The sequence below is a fragment of the Mucilaginibacter sp. P2_A4 genome (genome assembly GCF_056405015.1).
In genome coordinates this window covers 229,140-247,129 of record NZ_JBFUCX010000006.1, presented here as the reverse complement: position 1 = coordinate 247,129, position 17,990 = coordinate 229,140, and the positions used below count along the sequence as shown (strand labels likewise).

The window sequence follows — 17,990 nt, the reverse complement described above, 5'->3', positions numbered from 1 at the left end:
TCATGATAAGACCAAACCTATCGCCGTTAAATTTTAACCTTATCTTCTTCTTATCCCGCTAAAAAAAGTTTCAAAAACCATTTTTTTATGATTACTTTGAAGGTTAAATTTTTTGCAAGGATACAACAAAATAAATGCAGCTTACCCGCTTAGAAATCAAGGGCTTTAAGAGTTTTGGAGATAAGATCACCATTAATTTTAATGAGGGTGTAACTGCAATTGTGGGGCCCAATGGCTGCGGCAAATCAAACGTGGTTGATGCCATACGCTGGGTACTTGGCGAACAAAGCACCCGCATGCTTCGATCAGAGAAGATGGACAACGTCATCTTCAACGGCACCAAGAGTCGCAAATCGGCCAACCTTGCCGAAGTTTCCCTTACTTTTGACAATACCAAAAACGTACTCCCTACAGATTATTCGCAGGTTACCCTTACCCGGAAGCTTTACCGCACCGGCGAAAGTGAATACCGCCTCAATGATGTACAGTGCCGCCTAAAAGATATTACAGACCTGTTCCTGGATACCGGTATAGGCTCCGACTCCTACTCCATCATCGAGCTGCGAATGATTGATGAGATCATTACCAATAAGGAAGGCTCGCGTCGCAATTTGTTTGAGGAAGCATCTGGTATCTCTAAATACAAGCTTCGTAAAAAACAAACATTCAGCAAGCTAAAAGATACCGAGGCCGACCTGGAACGCGTGGAAGACCTGCTTTTCGAGATAGAGAAAAATCTGAAAACGCTGGAGAACCAGGCCAAAAAAACCGAGCGTTATTACCGCATCAAAGAGCAATACAAATCGCTCAGCATTATGCTGGCATCTTTCAGAATTGTATCGTTCAGCGAATCGTTAAAGAAAATTGAGAACCAGGAGCAACAGCAAAAAGCCGAAAAAGGTGGCATTGTCGCCCAGATAGATACCCTGGAAGCCGCCTTGCAACAGCAGAAGCTGGACAGCATCACCAAAGAAAAAAATCTATCGGTACAGCAAAAAACCACTAATGAGTTTGTATCCAAGATCCGTGCTTATGAAAGTGAGAAAAAGATCAAGAACGAGCAACTGAAGTTTCAACAGGATAAAGAATCAAGATTAACCGAGGAGCTGGACAAAGATAAAAACCAGCTTAACCATGTTTTTTATAACATCAAGCGCCTATCCGAAGAAAAAGCTCTGGAGGATGAAAATCTGCAAACCATCCAAAGCCGTTTGCTGGATTTGAAGGAAGCTGTTGATGAGTTAAGAGCACAACAGGCCGAAGCCCGCAATGAGCTAACGGAAATTACCGGCATTAACACCCGGCTGCAAAACCAGGCCTACAAAGCCGAAAAGGATATTGACATACTGCAAATTCAGCAACAGGCTTTGGAGCAGGAAAGCCAGCGCAACATGGAAGATACCACTAATAAAGAGGTGGAACTTTCGCACTTTAACCAGGTAGTTGCCGAGCTGCAAAACCGCAAGGAAACACTGGATTATGATTACCAGTCGGCTTTGGATTTTGAGAATAAATTAAAAGAGCAGATAGCAGAAACTGATTCGGCATTGAGTTTGGTAAAAGATACCATCATCAAAGAAAGTCGTAAGCTTGATGCCAAGCAAAACGAGTACAACCTTACCAAAAGCATGGTGGATAACCTGGAAGGTTTCCCGGAATCTATCCGCTTTTTAAAGAAAAATGCCGACTGGGCCAAAAATGCCCCCCTGTTTAGCGATGTGCTTTTTTGTAAGGAAGAGTACCGGGTGGCGATAGAAAACTACCTGGAGCCACTCATGAACTATTACGTGGTTGATAACTATGATGAAGCTATAAAGGCCATACAACTGTTAAGTAACGCCGCCAGGGGCCGCGCGCACTTCTTTATACTGGAAAATTACGAGGAAATAGTACCTGTTAACCCGATTTTTGAAAATGCAGGCGCGGTTTCGGCCCTACAGGTTATTGAGGTTGATAAAAGGTATGCCCGCCTTTGTAACCATTTATTAAAAGATGTTTACCTGGTTGATGATGTTAAGGACCTGCAAATTAATAATGCCGCCCTGCCCGATGGCGTTGTTATAATAGGCAAGAGCGGTAAGTTTAATAAATCAAAACATACCATGGCCGGTGGGTCTGTAGGTTTGTTTGAGGGTAAGCGGATTGGCCGGGCCAAGAATCTGGAGAACCTGGCGAAAGAGATTAAGGGTATCGAAAACCTGGTTAACGCGCAAAAAGCCAAAACAGATGAGTTGCAAAGTAAACTTTCGGGCTTACGCTCATCTACCAAAAGCGCCGAGATCAATGAGCAGCAGATGATCATTAACCGGTTAAATACCGAACTCATCACCGTTAAAACCCGACAGGAACAGTATCAAACTTTTATTGAAAACAGCCTTAACCGCAAGGATGATATAGCCCGAAAAATTACCGGCATCAAAGATGAAATGATGGCACTGCATCCGCAGCTTGCCGACTTAAAAGCGCAAAAGCAGATCCAAAGCGAAATGCTGGTTGATAAACAGGCTGCCTTTAACGAGCTGAATGAATATGTATCGGTACAATCAAACGCTTATAACCAGGAAAATATCCGTTTCCATCAGCAGCAAAATAAAGTATCGGGCTTAGTAAAAGATCTGGAATACCGCGATAACCAACAGGAAAGCCTGGAGGTGCGCATCAAACAAAACAGCAGCGAACTGGAGAAAGTAAAAGCAGCCATACAGGACAACCTGAAACAATCAGACAACTCCGACGATGACCTGCTGGAAATGTACGAGCAAAAGGAAAACCTTGAAAAGGCCACCCAGCAAGCCGAGCAGGAATATTACCAATGGCGTGGAATTATCACCGAAAACGAAAATGAAGTTACGGCGCTAAGGCGCAAAAAAGATAATCATGAGGTTATTGAAAACGAACTAAGGGACGAACGCAATAACCTTAAACTGGAACTGAACGCCCTGAAAGAGCGTTTATCTGTTGAGTTTAATATTGACATTGAAGATTTACCGGAAACTGAAACTCCGGCCGAAAGTGAGCATGACCTGCGCGAAAAGGCCGACAAGCTAAAAAAACAGCTGGATGATTTTGGTGCTATCAACCCTATGGCGGTTGAGGCCTATAACGAGATGAATGAGCGTTATACCTTTATCCAGGCACAAAAGAAGGATCTGAGCGAGGCTAAGGCATCCCTGCTGGCCACTATACAGGAGATTGATGATACCGCCAAAGAAAAATTCATGCATGCCTTTATTATGGTACGCGAGAACTTTATTAAGGTGTTTCGCTCCCTGTTTAATGATGAGGATTCCTGCGACCTGATCCTTACCGATCCTAATCATCCTTTAGAATCGGACATTGATATCATTGCCAAACCAAAAGGTAAACGTCCGCTCTCCATCAACCAACTCTCTGGAGGCGAAAAAACACTTACAGCTACCGCTATCCTGTTTTCGCTTTACCTGCTTAAACCGGCCCCGTTCTGTATTTTTGATGAGGTAGATGCCCCGCTTGATGATACTAATATTGATAAGTTTAACAATATTATCCGCACTTTTTCAAAGGATTCGCAATTCATCATTGTATCGCATAACAAGCGTACCATTGCCAGTACCGATGTAATTTATGGTGTAACCATGGTTGAGCAGGGTATTTCGCGCGTGGTTCCTGTTGATTTGCGCGAGCTTGCAGATTAGGGAGAATGACATTTTTTTACCGTCATTGCGAGGTACGAAGCAATCTCTACTGAGGCAGATCGGCCCTGTAGAGCAGCTCTGTGCAGCTTAGAGATTGCTTCGTACCTCGCAATTGTAAAGGTCAACTAATTCGGTAACAGAATTAGCTTTAAGGAATAAAGCTAAATGTTATGCGAAACATTAACAATGACCTTACAGCAATGACGTATTGGCTATTAGCAAGCCTGTTCTATTTATGGCGAAGTTCCTTTTTGCCTACCATGCCTTTAAACTTACGTTCATCCAGTTTAAGGGTCATATTGGTAACCTGTTGGTCAGACATCGATTTGCTTTTTGACAAACTCTGAACTTTTGGCCCGCTTACGTCATAAACTCCTGTACTGATATAATTCAAGGCATGTTGCAGCAATACTTCGGTACTATCGCCAAAGTCCTTAGTAACATCATCATAATCAAGTTTACCCGGATAATCTGCTGAACCTGGCGTCATGCCTGAATAATAGCCTCCTTGATTAGCTGAATTTTTGGTTTCAAACTGGGGTACATACAATTGGTATTTATTGATGTCGATAGCAAAAAAGCCTACAGGTTTGCCATAGCTTGTACGGCCTATAAACTTCACGTCCATTTCGGGGCGCAGGTTGTTAATAGTTAACTCACTTGCCGAGGCTGTGGAGCCTGTTATAATAAAAAACACACGGCTAATGTTGAGCGAGCCATTTTTGGTAAAAAGAATCCGGTTATCAGGATTAGTAGGTAAAAAATCTCCTTTTTTAATATTGTATATCGCACTCAGCAAAGGATGATTATCAGCCTGCAGTTTATCGTTATAATAATAAGTATACATCTGTGAGCCATTTTTTGCCGTTGGTACAATCAGGTTATCCAGGTATTCGGCAGTTGATACATAACCGCCGCCATTATACCGCAAATCCACAACCAGCTCGGTAACATTAGCCGCTGTAAAGGCATTAAACGCTTTTAACAATTGAGGGCCAGCGTTTTCTGGCGAAGTAAATGTATTGAAAACCACATAACCCACTTTTTTATCACCCTGGGTAAAAACCTTATAAGTTAAAACCGGGTTAATAGTGTAAGTAGCTACAGCCAAAGAAACGTCAACCGTTGTGCCATCTGGTTTTTTAAGCGTCATAGTAATAGGATTGGCACCATAAACAGCATTCACTACAAAGTTTACGTTGGTTCCGTTATCATAATCCAATGTTGTGCGGCCATTAAGTTTTACTACCTGGTAACCTCTTTTAATACCGGCCTTATCGGCAGGCGAACCTGCGTAAACATATTTTATACGCAGATCTGTTGTTTCCTGGTATAGTACCGATAAACCGAAATCGCCGTTTGTACCACCCAATTCGGTAGATACCGATCCATCATCTATAAAGGAATACTTAGCCGAACCCGGATCTGGCGCATAATATTCATACGGCTGGGTAGTTAATGGATTTATCTTAAACTGTGATATTTGGTCAACTTCGTTTGTCAATGCGGTTATATCATCTGATCCGGTGATGCTACGGGGCTGAAAAGTTTTATAGTCAGGTATGGCATCATACCACAAATAAGTTTCTTTAGCATACAGGTATACCGAATCCTTGATCAGGTCGAGCGTCGATCCGGTTTTTGTTGGCCCGGTAAGTACTCCCCCATCCGTATTTCCAGGCGGCTTATCTTTTTTACAGGCCGAAAATAAACCGGTTGCCAGAACTAATGTGAAGTAAAATATTTTTTTCATGTACTATGAATTATAAAGGTGTTAACGTAATAAAAATAAGTATGTTACAACAAGCGTTATAAAAATTCCTCAACGCCCAGGTAATCTACACCAACAGTCTCCGCACATAAACTATCGGCTTCAGAATTTCCTATCATCAGGATGTCTCTGCGTTGTAGGTTATGATCCTGCATTAATAAGTGTATCGCATCGGGTTCTGGCTTAGGCGCCGTTTCTTCGGCAAAATAACAGGTTAGGTAAGGCTCCAGTTTATGCCATTCTACCTGTTTAATTTTATTTACCTGTTGTGGCACATTGCCGTTTGTAACAATGAAAAGTTTTTTACGATCAACCACAATTTCCTGTAGAAAGGTAAGCATATTCTGGTACAAAAGCAATTTAAGGGGGAGCTTGGCAGTCACCATAAGGTTGTCAAAATTCTCCCTGTATCTGGCAGCAACAGGAAACTCAAGGGCTACTTTATCAAAAACAGCTTCCGCTCCTTCCTGTACATACGTATCAGTCATCAGTTTGGTTGTTTTGCCGGCATCAACCAGCTCAACATATTCCAGCATGTTGGCAAAAAGGTAATAAACCTGGTATATGTAATCTTTAGCTGGAAATAAAACATCATCAAGCTCCAGAATGAACGCGGTTTTGCGTTTATCAATATCTTTATATTTCATTGTCCCCGGCAAGGATTGTTATGTTATATTCATTAAATAATATGGCTGACTGTTGCAGCAACTCCATCTCTTTTTCGCGAAAAAGGTAAACAAGTTCAACACCCAGATCAAGGCATAAAGTTAACATTTCATGCGTATAACTGGATGACTGAGGATCAGGCAAGCGGATAAGCTGCCCCGGTTTCAGCATAAAATCCGGCAGATCAAGATGATCACCCATGATCACGTTATCGCCGTTCAGTTTGTTTTTTAGCCTATAGGCCGGTGCAGAATTAGCAGCTGTTATTAATATCTTCAATTTATAAATAAACTTATTGTATAATTAAACCATCCTTCATCATCACCGTACGGTCTGATAGGTTGGCAAGATCTTCATTATGTGTAACTATTACAAAGGTTTGGTTAAATTCTTTACGCAACTTAATGAAAAGTTCATGCAACTCCAGCGCATTCACCGAGTCGAGGTTACCGGATGGTTCATCGGCAAAAATCAGCGCGGGCTTATTGATCAGCGCACGCGCTACGGCAACCCTTTGCTGCTCGCCACCCGATAGCTCATTGGGCTTATGGCTCATTCTATCCTTTAATCCAAGCAAATCAAGCAGTTCGGCCGATCTCTTTTCGGCGTCAGATTTTGATACGCCCGCAATAAAGGCAGGGATGCATATATTTTCAAGAGCGGTAAACTCGGCCAGTAAATGGTGAAACTGGAAAATAAAGCCAATTTTACGATTCCGGAAATCGCTCAGGTTTTTATTACTAAGCTTACTGAGCTCTATATCGTTGATATACAGCTGACCGGAATCCGGCCTATCCAGTGTACCCAAAATATTGAGCAGCGAACTTTTACCCGCACCGGATGCACCAACAATAGTTACAATTTCACCACGCTTAACTTCAAGATCAACGCCCTTTAATATTTGAAGCTGTCCGTATGATTTATAGATGGATTTGGCTTTAAGCATGGCGTAAAGTTAATATTTTTTGGTGAGTGGTTGGTTGTGGTGAATGGTTGATTGGGTTGATTAGGTGAGTGGTGAGTGTAAAGACGATCTGATTTGACGTAGTATGATTGAGCGAAGCAGCCTAATCAATTCAATATCCTCAATCAACCATTCACCTAATCAACTACTCACCACTCACCACCCCACAATGTAAAACCATTGTTATTAAATAAACATAGGGCAAATAAAGTGTACAAAGGCCCCAAACCTTTGAACAAAAATTGTAGATTTACCGCAAATTCTTCAAAAAACATGAATATTCACGAATATCAGGGCAAAGCCATATTAAAGAGCTTTGGCGTTAGAGTTCAGGAAGGCATTGTTGCCGATACTGTTGAGCAGGCTGCAGAGGCTGCCCAAAAATTGAAAGAAGACCTGGGCTCAAGCTGGGTAGTTATAAAGGCACAGATCCACGCCGGTGGTCGTGGCAAGGGTGGCGGCGTAAAGCTGGCTAAAAACATTGACCAGGTTAAAGAAATTGCAGGCAACATTATTGGCATGCAGTTAGTTACCCCGCAAACAGGCCCCGAAGGTAAAAAAGTAAAGAAAGTTTTAGTAGCCCAGGATGTTTATTACCCAGGCGAAAGCGAAACTAAAGAGTTTTACATGAGCGTATTGCTTGATCGCGCTAAAGGCCGCAACATTATCATGTACAGTACCGAAGGAGGTATGGATATTGAGGAAGTTGCGCACTCAACTCCCGAACTGATATTTAAAGAAGAAATTGATCCTAAAGTTGGTTTACAAGGTTTCCAAACCCGTAAAATAGCTTTCAACTTAGGCTTATCAGGCGAGGCTTTTAAAGATATGACCAAATTCATAGCTGCCTTGTACAAAGCTTATGAAGCTACAGATTCTTCGCAATTTGAAATTAACCCGGTATTAAAAACATCTGATAACAAAATTTTAGCTGTTGATGCCAAGGTTAATATCGATGATAACGCGTTATACCGTCACCCGGATTACGCCGCTATGCGCGATACTGATGAGGAAGACCCTACCGAAGTTGAAGCAAGCAGATCAAACCTTAACTATGTAAAGCTTGACGGTAACGTGGGCTGTATGGTTAACGGCGCTGGTTTAGCTATGGCAACTATGGATATCATTAAAATTGCCGGTGGCGAACCTGCTAACTTCCTTGATGTTGGTGGTACTGCCAATGCCGAAACTGTTAAAGCTGGTTTTAACATCATCCTGAGCGATCCTAACGTAAAGGCTATCCTGATCAACATCTTTGGTGGTATTGTTCGTTGCGACCGTGTTGCACAAGGTGTAATTGATGCCTATAACGAAATCGGTAATATCCCGGTTCCAATCATCGTTCGTTTACAAGGCACCAACGCTGTTGAAGCAAAAGAGCTGATTGATAACTCAGGTTTAAAAGTATACTCGGCTATTCTGTTAAAAGAAGCTGCTGAAAGAGTAAAAGAAGTATTGGCTTTGTAATTGAAGCTTTCTTCATATTAAAATAGCGATGGGTTTATGCTCATCGCTATTTTTTTTTGGGCAAATTATTACATAAACGCTTTATCATCTTTCCCTCTTGTATCAAAATTATATTGATATACCAGCGCGCCCTACTTATGCTTGTCAGAAATATCATCAATACCCAACAAGTAGTAAATTAATTTTTAACTTTAATAGTGGTATACCACAAAAAAAGAAGCATACAGATTGATATTAACCAATTTCGACCGATTAACATGAAAGAAGCCAAAATTCAAACCCTGCATCCCGATAACAATAAACAAAACAAAATTATTTCGGTCGAAAAATATGAAATAATAAAGGCGGCCATCATACAAATCTTAAAACACCAAAGCCTTACCCATACCCAGCTGATGCAGGTCCTTCACGATGAAGTGCATGACACCTTTGCGGGCAATGCCCATTGGTATGGCGAAACCGTAAAGTTAGACCTGGAAGCCCGGGAGATAATTAAGCGGAATAACGGCAAACCGCCGGTTTATAGTATTAATGTAATTTAGCATTAGCAGCGAACACGTGCATTCCGTTTTAGCGGGTATCTACTTGATAATACAAGGCCGGTTGAAAACAAATGTCCGAGCTTGACATATTTATTACTTGGCGTGTGGGCCACAGGCCAGGGAGGAAAAATTAATTTTAAAAAGCGGACATTTAAAATTGAAATAATTATGCAAACAATTGATTTATATAGTGACTACGAAGGCTACCAGAAAATCGTTCTGACAGAGGAGACGTCTCTAAATGAAATAATATTTGAAGTTCAGCTACTTGGATTTCATTTTGATGAGGTTCTCTCTTTTATTCCTTTAGGAGAGTATAATCAAGATAGTGTCAGTTATAATTATTTACGATCTACTGGTTGGCATGATGGCAAATGGGAATGTACGAGAATTCAGGAGTTTTATAATCAATTATTATTGTTAGATAATCTTATCCCCTCAAATTATATGAATGTTTATAATGCAATGAAACAAATTTGTAATTCAGCTTTGCAAAATGGGAATAAACTTTTTATCGATTTACAATAAAAACAAGAGGCATGAACTATTTTAAGAAAAACCTCCTCTGTCTTCCTTTTATGACAAGAACAATATAAGAAGGGGATTAAGCTCGTTGAGGCAAGTCTTGTGTGGCTGCCTTGAGGGTAAGAGGACTTGAGACTTATTGGAAGCATACAGGTCGCCCATATCACAAAACCCCAAACATAAAACCTGCGCTAAAAACGTCCAAAGTCTCGTGTGAAGAACAGAGTGAAGAGGACTTGAGATTGCCTTGATGACACGAAATTAATACATTAACGGGTAGACACTTTCTTAATCTCTGTGACTGGTTTTTTATGCCGAAAAATCTCTTGCTTAATCCTGAAGAAGGCGTAAATCAACAGGGCTAAACCCAAAATCCAAAACAAGGCATAAAAATTTCTTAACTTCTCCATCTAAAACAAATATCGTTAATAAATTAATAAAAGTACTTCTTACTCACCTACCTCACCGCAAAACCCCAAACACAAGCCCTGCGCTAAAAAACGGCGGCAACTTTTATGTTGTATAAGATCCCTCTTTCGCGCTTTCGCACATTTCCTCCCCGGCTCTATCGAGATGACAATTTGTAAAAAACAGAAATATGGTAAACGAAGTGTTCTTGTTTTCCCCCAAAGTGTCAGCAGAGCAGCTTCGGGCGAAAACGGGCAGAACGATGGTGGGCTGTGCGGCTGCAGGGCATAGGAAGTTTTTGCATGCGTAGGGCGGCGAGGCAGGGGCAAAATAATTCCAGCCCAGGTTCTGTCCGTTTTGCAGGGCAGAGGCCTGTGCGGCAAAGAAGCCTTTCTGCTGACTTGATTTTTTGGTTACTTTTGTATCAAGACAAAAGTAACTAGGCCCTCCCGCGGCCATGAGCGGGACGATGGTATCGGTTACAACTACATAACATTGGAATACGAAAGCCCTGTCCACCCTGTATAGTTCGCGATTGCTGCGTCGTTCCTCCTCGCAATGACATAAGTTTAGCGGCTCTGCTTTGTTGGGGATTGCTTCGTGCCTCGCAATGACGGGTGTAGAGGGCGGATTGCTTTCGAACGGCAATCTCGGGTGTAAAAAGGCCCCTGTCTTCGGGCGAAAATGTGAGCAACTTGTATGTTGCATAAGATCTCTCTTTCGCGCTCCCGCACATTCCTCCCCGACTCTATCGAGGTGACAATTTGTAAAAAAATAGAAATATGGTAAGCAAAGTGCTCTTGTTTTCCCCCAAAGTGTCAGCAGATCAGCTTCGGGCGAAAACGGACAGAACAATGGTGGGCTGTGCGGCTGCAGGGCATAGGAAGTTTTTGCATGCGTGGGGCGGTGTGGGTAAGGGCAAAATAATTCCAGCCCAGGTTCTGTCTGTTTTGCAGGGCAAAGGCCTGTGCGGCAAAGAAGCCTTTCTGCTGACTTGATTTTTTGGTTACTTTTGTATCAAGACAAAAGTAACTAGGCCCTCCCGCGGCCATGAGCGGGACGATAGTATCTGTTACAACTACATAACATTGGAATACGAAAGCCCTGTCGACCTTGTATTGTTCGCGATTGCCAAGTCGTTTCTCCTCAATGACATAGTTTAGCGGCTCTGCTTAGTTGGGGATTGCTTCTTGCCTCGCAATGACGGGTGGGTGAAATCTCAACTCATATACGAACTCACATTACTATAATCCACATTAGTAACCACAGTATAATCGGGTACGAAGGTGTTTTCACTGCTGAGGGCCATATCCAGCTCGAAGGTTGATGGGTATGGAGTATTGAGCAAACTTCCTTTAGGGATATATGGAAACAGTTCGCCGTAGGTCAGGATTTGACTGTGGTTAATGCGGCGATAGATGAACATGCGGTGCAGGTCGCAGGGTTTAACCAAACCTGCGGCCCCAATCATCTGGATAGCACTACCAACTGTGGCTTTATGAAAGTTGGCTACACGTACTTTTTTATCCTCAACCACCAGGCCGCGCATCAGGTTTTTATCCTGGGTGGCTACGCCGGTTGGGCAGGTATTCATATTACACTCTAGGGCCTGGATACAACCCAGGGCAAACATCATTCCACGGGCACTGTTACACATATCAGCACCCAAAGCAAAATTCTTCACCAGGTCGAAACCGGTGGCTACCTTGCCCGATGCTATCACCTTGATATACCTTTTAATATTAAAGCCGGTTAAGGCATCATAAACAAACGCCAGGGCTTCGCGCAGCGGCATCCCCACCGAGTTGGAGAACTCCAGCGGAGCGGCACCTGTGCCACCCTCACCTCCATCCACAGTTATAAAATCAGGATAGATCTGCGTTTTAACCATGGCTTTGCAAATAGCCAAAAATTCGCTCTTATGCCCAACGCATAATTTAAAGCCTATCGGTTTACCGCCCGAAAGCTCGCGTAGCTTTTTAATGAACGTGGTAAGCTCCATTGGATTACTGAAAGCGGTATGAAATGGCGGCGAAACTACATCCTGCCCCATCTCCACCAGCCTGATGCGCGCTATCTCGGGTGTTACCTTGGCTGCGGGTAAAATACCGCCATGCCCCGGCTTTGCCCCCTGCGATAGCTTAATCTCAATCATCTTAACCTGCGGCAATGCTGCACGCTCGGCAAAGGCCTCGTAGTCGATAGTTCCATCCTTATGCCGGCAGCTAAAGTAACCCGTACCAATTTGCCAGATTATATCTCCGCCCGGTTCAAGGTGGTGATCGCTGAGGCCGCCTTCGCCGGTATTGTGGGCAAAACCGCCCAGTTTGGCGCCACCGTTAAGGGCAAGTATTGCGTTCTCACTTAACGAGCCAAAACTCATGGCCGATATATTAAACACACTTGCCATATAAGGCTGCTTACAATCCGGACCGCCAACTTTCACCCTCGGCTCCATATTTAATTGATGATGATCAATAGCAGATATACTGTGGTTAAGCCATTCGTAACCGCTTTCGTAAACATCAAGCTCGGTACCAAAGGGGCGGGTATCATCAACCATTTTTGCACGCTGGTAAACTACCGTACGGTTTTGACGATTAAAGGGAGTTCCATTAGTGTCACTCTCAATAAAGTACTGGTATATTTTGGGCCTGAGATCTTCCATTACAAAGCGCAGGTGCCCAAAAACCGGGAAATTACGTACTATGCTGTGCTTTTTTTGCGCCAGGTCATAAAAGCCCACCACATATATGGGTACCATTATAATGAACGACCAGGCCGCTGGTTTCCACATAATTGTCCACGCAGTGAGCACTGTAAAAATAATAATGAACGACGCTATAAAGAGCTTTCTCATGAGCTGTTAATTTTAAATGAACCGGATATTAATTTTTGATAAAATTAGATTTATAATTAAACAATAAAGCAATTGTAGGGTTTAACTTCTTACTCTATGTCTGCGAATTGTAATTAAAGTAAAATAGATGTTTAAACATCTATTTTTGTATTATCTTTGTATCAACAAAAAAAAATAAAAATCATGTCAACACAAACAGCAACAAAATGGATCATTGATCCAATGCATTCAGAAGTACAATTTAAAGTAAAACATTTGGTTATTTCAACCGTGAGCGGCTTTTTCAAAAGCTTTGCCGGTGAATTAACCACAGATAACGACAATTTTGAAAATGCCGAGATTGATTTCACATTGGATATCAACAGCATCGACACTAATCAAACTCAACGCGATGAGCACTTAAAATCAGCCGAGTTTTTTGACGCTGAAAAATATCCGCAAATCAGCTTCAAATCTACCTCATTTACCTCAACCGGTGATGAAGAGTTTGCTTTGAAAGGTAATTTAACTATTAAAGATGTAACCAAACCAGTAACTCTTGATGTTGAGTTTGGTGGTTCAGCAGCAGATTTTTATGGCAACACTAAAGCTGGTTTCGAAATCACCGGTAAAATAAACCGTAAAGAATTTGGTCTTACCTGGGACGGCGTTACCGAAGCCGGTTCAATCGTTGTAGGCGAAGATATAAAACTGTTAATCAACGTTCAGTTTGCTAAACAAGCTTAATTGTTTTAATGCTGTTGCTGTATTTTAATAATTAAAATGCCGCTGTTGTTAAGTATACGTAACAGCACGGCATTATTAAAACCACCAGTACATTTAAAACACCAATAACACAAAAGCCATCCTTAATTGGGGTGGCTTTTGTGTTATATAATAAATTGAGCGATAGTTATACTTTGTGAATATCAATTGACCCGCAAAAGCGTAGCGGCCAAGTGTTGCCCCTGGTAAACAAGGTGCATTTTTATAGAGTCGCCGTAGAGTTTGCCAGTATGAGGCGCATTGCCATTTGGCACAGGTACGTTAAAAGAGAAATCATCACCGTTGATCATCCCATCGGTAATAGCTACCTCGCCAGCAGGTGTTAGCGCGGTACCCGTAACCTTGCTGCTATCTACCTTTAAATTATAAACCAATTGAAAAATACTATTATCAGGAAGCTTTACAGTGCCGGTCCATTTACCGGTAAGGTTACCTGCTGCAACAAAGCCTACCGTGAGTAAAAGTATACATATGGCGGCGATGGAAATCGTTTTTTTCATCGGGAGCAAATTTGTTAACTGGAATACAAATTTCAGGGGAATTGGTTTTAATTATTTCCCCCGTCGATCAAAACACAGATTGCCGGACCAGTCCACCTCTACTACAACTCCCCTCTTCATCTGCCCCTCAGCGAGGGTAAAACAAAGCCCCGATCTTCTATTAAAAGACCGGGGCTTTACTTTAAATATGCTAATCAAAGTTCCCTATTGCGGAATATTTGATGATTAAGCTTCAAACTTATATCCTACACCTTTTACGGTGGCTACACAATCGTCGCCCAGTTTTTCGCGCAGTTTGCGGATGTGTACATCAATGGTACGATTGGTTACCACGACAGAGTCTTCCCATATGTTTTTTAGGATCACTTCGCGGGTGTATACTTTACCTGGTTTTGAGGCCAGCAGGTATAGCAATTCAAATTCTTTTTTGGCTAATACCACCTTAACACCTTTCTGGTAAACCAGGTATGCTTCGCGGTCGATTATTAAATCGCCAATTTCTAATTTGTTATCAGGTGCTTCTTCGGCCGGTGCATTGCGGCGCAATATGGCGTTTATACGGCTTACCAGTGCACGTGGCTTAATTGGCTTGGCTATATAATCATCAGCGCCTACGTTAAAGCCCGCAATTTCTGAATATTCTTCACTGCGGGCGGTTAAAAATACCATAAAGGTGTTTTTAAACTCAGGCATGGTGCGCATAATGCGGCAAGCCTCGATGCCATCCATCTTAGGCATCATAATGTCAAGTACAATAAGATCAGGTAGTGATTTCTTGGCTTCAGCTACAGCTTCCTGGCCGTTGCGTGCCAAAAATACCTGGTAGCCTTCTTTTTTAAGGTTGTATTCAATCAACTCTAAAATATCCGGTTCATCATCAACAATAAGTATTTTCTGTTTTGGAGAGCTGCTCATGATGCGTTAATTTTTTTGTATAAAAGTATACACTTTACAAAAGCTTAAAGTTACCATAATATTAACAAATTGTTAAAGGTTACTTTATGTTAACGATTTATTGAACCTTATTGAACGTTTTGTTTAAAAAGGCCTCCAAATCGGCGCCTGTAATATTTTTGGCAACAATATTTCCCTGCGGATCGATGATGAAATTTGACGGAATGGCTTCTATATGGTAAAGCGTTTCGGTAGGGCCTTCAAAACTATTCAGATCAGATCCATGTGCCCATGTTAGTTTATCATCGTTAATTGCCTTTTGCCATGCAGCCTTATCCTTATCAAGCGATATACCTAATATATTAAAACCCTTGGAGTTAAAGGCAGCATATTGCTTTACCACGTTAGGATTTTCCTGCCTGCAAGGCGCACACCATGAAGCCCAAAAATCAAGCATTACGTATTTGCCTTTATAATCGGCCAGTTTAATTGGTTTGCCATCAATGCCGGTAACCGTAAAATCAGGCGCTTTGTGACCAATAGAAACGGGTTTAATCTTTTCCATCTGCCTTACAAAAGTTTGTACACCCGGGTTATCCTTAAAATTCGCTTTGATATCATCAGAATAAGCTACCAGCTGCGGTTCAAATTTATATACATCCAATGATGTTGCCGCATAAAAACCTGCCAGTGATGTTTTGTTATCGTTCACAAATTTTAAAACAGCCGCACCATAATCGGCCAGGTTTTTCTGAAATGTAGGCATGTATACCTTCAGCAATGAATCTGATTGTTTGCCCAGCTTTTGTGATTTCTCCTGGTATTCGGCAACCAGTTTGGAATTTTTTTCACCGTAAAAATTACTGATCTTGTTAAACTCCTTTATTTTTTCGGAGTCATCAGAGCCTTTAATGATATATGTATGGGTATTATCGTTATTATCGGTGCTAAACTCAATATCATCACCGTTTTTGGCTATCAGATCAAATACATTGTTTGCCCCTGCAGATTGCTCGCCACCGCCAGCGCTACCAATACGCAGTTTGTACAGGTTAGCATACGGCGCAACATGTTTAAACTGAAATTTGCCGTTCTCGCCCAATGTGGTGGAGTCAACAACTTTTATCTGGGTGCTATCGGCCTCAATTAAATAAACCAGCTTTAAACTACCTGGATTTTTAATGGTACCGTTGATGGTAAACTGCGAACTATCTTTACATGAATAAACAAACGCTGTTAAAAGCAGCAAACTGTAAACTGCCAAACTCTTTAATTTCATTCTACTTTGATTCTAATTCCTTGATCAATAATTGGTTTGTTTTCTGCGGATCGATCTTTCCTTTTGATAGTTTCATGATCTCGCCCATAAACAAACCTAAAACACCTTTTTTCCCTTTTTGATATTCCTTCACCTTATCGGGGAATTTGGCAATGGCAGCTTTAATAAACTGGCTTACATCGTCATTATCCGCACTAATTAAAAGGTTAAGCTCTTTAGCCAGATCATCAGCCTTTTTGCCTGGTTCTCTGACCATGGCAGGGAATAATTTGTGCGAAGCTACAGAATTATTTATCACCCCTGCGTCAATTAGTTTGATAAGACCGGCCAGTTTTGCCGGGGTAACAGCAAAGTTACCAATAGCCACATCATGATCATTCAGGTATGATTTTACCGCGCCCATCAGCCAGTTTGCCGCAGCTTTATAATGATCGGTTAATTTTATCAGTTCTTCAAAATAATTCGCTACATCCCTGTCGGCTGTTATTACAGATGCATCGTAGGCAGAAAGCCCCAATTGTTCTACATATTTATGGTAAAGCTGGTTGGGTAATTCGGGCAAGCCGGCGCGGATTTGTTCTACATACTCTTTATTCAGCATCAGGGGCATCAGGTCTGGCTCCGGGAAATAGCGGTAATCATTAGCCATTTCCTTTGATCGCAGTACTGATGTTTCGCCGGTATCGGCATTAAAATTTAGCGTATTTTGATCTATACGACCACCGTTTTCGATGATCTCTACCTGCCGGGCAAACTCATGCTCAATAGCGCGCTGTACATTCCGGATAGAATTTAGATTTTTAACCTCGCAACGGTTACCATATTCGGTAGCGCCTTTAAGCCTTACCGAAATATTGGCATCACAACGCATACTGCCCTCTTCCATGTTACCATCACAAATATCAAGGTAACGCAGTATTTTACGGGTTTCGGTTAAAAACTGACCTGCCTCTTCTGCACTACGCATATCCGGCTGGGTTACTATTTCAATTAATGGAACGCCGGCGCGGTTAAGATCTATCAGTGAATCGGCATGATGCTGATCGTGCATACTTTTACCGGCATCCTCTTCCAGGTGAATATGATGAATAGCCAGTCTTTTTTCGGTGCCATCGGCCAATCTTACCGGCACATATCCGCCCAGGCAAATGGGCGCATGATCCTGTGTTATCTGGTAACCTTTAGGCAAATCGGCGTAAAAATAATTTTTACGGGCAAAATTATTACTCAGGTTGATGGTACAGTTACAGCCCAGGCCCATTTTAACCGCGTACTCAACCGCCCTTTTATTTAAAAAAGGCAAAGTACCTGGGTGCCCAAGCGAAATGGCGCTAATGTGGTGATTAGGTTCGGCACCAAAAGCTGCAGAATCAGGCGAAAACACCTTACTTAAAGTAGATAACTGGGCATGTACTTCAAGGCCAACAACCAATTCGTACTTTTCACCTATCCCGTTTGTGAGTACTGTCATAAAAATAAAATTCAGCTGTGATGTGCTGATTGAATTCCAAATATATAAAAGTTAATACACTATAAACAGGTTTGGCTTTTAAACAAATGCAAAAAATATAATGCAGATGTGTTTGATAGGGTAAAGGAGGGTGGAGAATTTTAATAAGTGATGAAATTTCGCGAAACTCCGAAGGATGAAAATGACGCTCAAAAAAGGGCTGTC

The 17,990-nt window shown here is 41.9% G+C and carries 15 protein-coding genes; 5 read left to right on the top strand and 10 right to left on the bottom strand.

Annotated features, from left to right (window positions below):
- Positions 1–134: 134 nt before the first annotated feature.
- Entirely contained in the window at positions 135–3,674 is a 3,540-nt protein-coding gene (smc, locus tag AC1DYB_RS13745) for a chromosome segregation protein SMC (RefSeq protein WP_477435698.1), read from the top strand.
- Between the two features lie 229 nt (positions 3,675–3,903).
- On the opposite strand, the gene AC1DYB_RS13740 is transcribed toward smc, so the two are convergent.
- Genes AC1DYB_RS13740 through AC1DYB_RS13725 form a run of 4 tightly spaced genes read right to left on the bottom strand, consistent with a single transcriptional unit; the run spans position 3,904 to position 7,057 of the window.
- Positions 3,904–5,427 (bottom strand): S41 family peptidase, encoded by a 1,524-nt coding sequence (locus AC1DYB_RS13740; RefSeq protein WP_477435696.1) that lies wholly within the window; start codon positions 5,425–5,427, stop codon positions 3,904–3,906.
- 56 nt (positions 5,428–5,483) lie between these two features.
- Positions 5,484–6,092, bottom strand: a complete 609-nt coding sequence (locus AC1DYB_RS13735) for an HAD family hydrolase (protein ID WP_477435694.1) — start codon at positions 6,090–6,092, stop codon at positions 5,484–5,486.
- Entirely contained in the window at positions 6,082–6,390 is a 309-nt protein-coding gene (locus tag AC1DYB_RS13730) for a hypothetical protein (protein ID WP_477435692.1), read from the bottom strand. Before AC1DYB_RS13730 ends, AC1DYB_RS13735 begins: the two co-directional genes overlap by 11 nt.
- 13 nt (positions 6,391–6,403) lie before the next feature.
- Entirely contained in the window at positions 6,404–7,057 is a 654-nt protein-coding gene (locus AC1DYB_RS13725; RefSeq protein ID WP_477435690.1) for an ABC transporter ATP-binding protein, read from the bottom strand.
- 249 nt (positions 7,058–7,306) lie between these two features.
- On the opposite strand from AC1DYB_RS13725, the gene sucC reads away from it, so the two are divergent.
- The 3 genes from sucC (at position 7,307) to AC1DYB_RS13710 (ending at position 9,612) form a co-directional block, all read left to right on the top strand.
- Positions 7,307–8,542: an ADP-forming succinate--CoA ligase subunit beta gene (sucC, locus tag AC1DYB_RS13720; protein WP_477435688.1), complete on the top strand. Its 1,236-nt coding sequence runs from the start codon at positions 7,307–7,309 to the stop codon at positions 8,540–8,542.
- Between the two features lie 257 nt (positions 8,543–8,799).
- On the top strand, positions 8,800–9,084 hold the full coding sequence (locus AC1DYB_RS13715) for a DUF6958 family protein (protein ID WP_477435686.1): 285 nt from the start codon (positions 8,800–8,802) through the stop codon (positions 9,082–9,084).
- Between the two features lie 168 nt (positions 9,085–9,252).
- Positions 9,253–9,612, top strand: a complete 360-nt coding sequence (locus AC1DYB_RS13710; protein WP_477435684.1) for a hypothetical protein — start codon at positions 9,253–9,255, stop codon at positions 9,610–9,612.
- 510 nt (positions 9,613–10,122) lie between these two features.
- On the opposite strand, the gene AC1DYB_RS13705 is transcribed toward AC1DYB_RS13710, so the two are convergent.
- Together AC1DYB_RS13705 and AC1DYB_RS13700 are read right to left on the bottom strand one after the other, a co-directional pair.
- Positions 10,123–10,536: a hypothetical protein gene (locus tag AC1DYB_RS13705; protein ID WP_477435682.1), complete on the bottom strand. Its 414-nt coding sequence runs from the start codon at positions 10,534–10,536 to the stop codon at positions 10,123–10,125.
- Positions 10,537–11,236: 700 nt separating this feature from the next.
- Positions 11,237–12,877: an FMN-binding glutamate synthase family protein gene (locus AC1DYB_RS13700; protein WP_477435680.1), complete on the bottom strand. Its 1,641-nt coding sequence runs from the start codon at positions 12,875–12,877 to the stop codon at positions 11,237–11,239.
- A gap of 183 nt (positions 12,878–13,060) precedes the next feature.
- On the opposite strand from AC1DYB_RS13700, the gene AC1DYB_RS13695 reads away from it, so the two are divergent.
- Positions 13,061–13,603 carry a YceI family protein gene (locus AC1DYB_RS13695; protein WP_295712437.1) on the top strand — a complete coding sequence of 181 codons (543 nt, stop codon included), beginning with the start codon at positions 13,061–13,063 and terminating at the stop codon, positions 13,601–13,603.
- Positions 13,604–13,785: 182 nt separating this feature from the next.
- Here the strand turns inward: AC1DYB_RS13695 and AC1DYB_RS13690 are convergent, their stop codons facing one another.
- From AC1DYB_RS13690 to gatB, 4 genes are all read right to left on the bottom strand, one after another.
- Complete coding sequence (locus AC1DYB_RS13690) at positions 13,786–14,142, bottom strand: hypothetical protein (RefSeq protein WP_477435678.1); 357 nt, start codon at positions 14,140–14,142, stop codon at positions 13,786–13,788.
- A gap of 225 nt (positions 14,143–14,367) precedes the next feature.
- On the bottom strand, positions 14,368–15,057 hold the full coding sequence (locus AC1DYB_RS13685; RefSeq protein WP_295712432.1) for a response regulator transcription factor: 690 nt from the start codon (positions 15,055–15,057) through the stop codon (positions 14,368–14,370).
- 97 nt (positions 15,058–15,154) lie between these two features.
- Positions 15,155–16,315 (bottom strand): redoxin domain-containing protein, encoded by a 1,161-nt coding sequence (locus tag AC1DYB_RS13680; RefSeq protein WP_477435676.1) that lies wholly within the window; start codon positions 16,313–16,315, stop codon positions 15,155–15,157.
- A gap of 1 nt (position 16,316) precedes the next feature.
- Complete coding sequence (gene gatB, locus AC1DYB_RS13675) at positions 16,317–17,786, bottom strand: Asp-tRNA(Asn)/Glu-tRNA(Gln) amidotransferase subunit GatB (RefSeq protein ID WP_477435674.1); 1,470 nt, start codon at positions 17,784–17,786, stop codon at positions 16,317–16,319.
- Positions 17,787–17,990: the final 204 nt, after the last annotated feature.

Excerpts from the sequence above, each read along its gene's own strand:
- smc (WP_477435698.1), top strand. The coding sequence starts at position 135 with ATGCAGCTTACCCGCTTAGAAATCAAGGGCTTTAAGAGTTTTGGAGAT.
- AC1DYB_RS13740 (WP_477435696.1), bottom strand. The coding sequence starts at position 5,427 with ATGAAAAAAATATTTTACTTCACATTAGTTCTGGCAACCGGTTTATTT.
- AC1DYB_RS13735 (WP_477435694.1), bottom strand. The coding sequence starts at position 6,092 with ATGAAATATAAAGATATTGATAAACGCAAAACCGCGTTCATTCTGGAG.
- AC1DYB_RS13725 (WP_477435690.1), bottom strand. The coding sequence starts at position 7,057 with ATGCTTAAAGCCAAATCCATCTATAAATCATACGGACAGCTTCAAATA.
- AC1DYB_RS13715 (WP_477435686.1), top strand. The coding sequence starts at position 8,800 with ATGAAAGAAGCCAAAATTCAAACCCTGCATCCCGATAACAATAAACAA.
- AC1DYB_RS13710 (WP_477435684.1), top strand. The coding sequence starts at position 9,253 with ATGCAAACAATTGATTTATATAGTGACTACGAAGGCTACCAGAAAATC.
- AC1DYB_RS13700 (WP_477435680.1), bottom strand. The coding sequence starts at position 12,877 with ATGAGAAAGCTCTTTATAGCGTCGTTCATTATTATTTTTACAGTGCTC.
- AC1DYB_RS13695 (WP_295712437.1), top strand. The coding sequence starts at position 13,061 with ATGTCAACACAAACAGCAACAAAATGGATCATTGATCCAATGCATTCA.
- AC1DYB_RS13690 (WP_477435678.1), bottom strand. The coding sequence starts at position 14,142 with ATGAAAAAAACGATTTCCATCGCCGCCATATGTATACTTTTACTCACG.
- AC1DYB_RS13685 (WP_295712432.1), bottom strand. The coding sequence starts at position 15,057 with ATGAGCAGCTCTCCAAAACAGAAAATACTTATTGTTGATGATGAACCG.
- AC1DYB_RS13680 (WP_477435676.1), bottom strand. The coding sequence starts at position 16,315 with ATGAAATTAAAGAGTTTGGCAGTTTACAGTTTGCTGCTTTTAACAGCG.
- gatB (WP_477435674.1), bottom strand. The coding sequence starts at position 17,786 with ATGACAGTACTCACAAACGGGATAGGTGAAAAGTACGAATTGGTTGTT.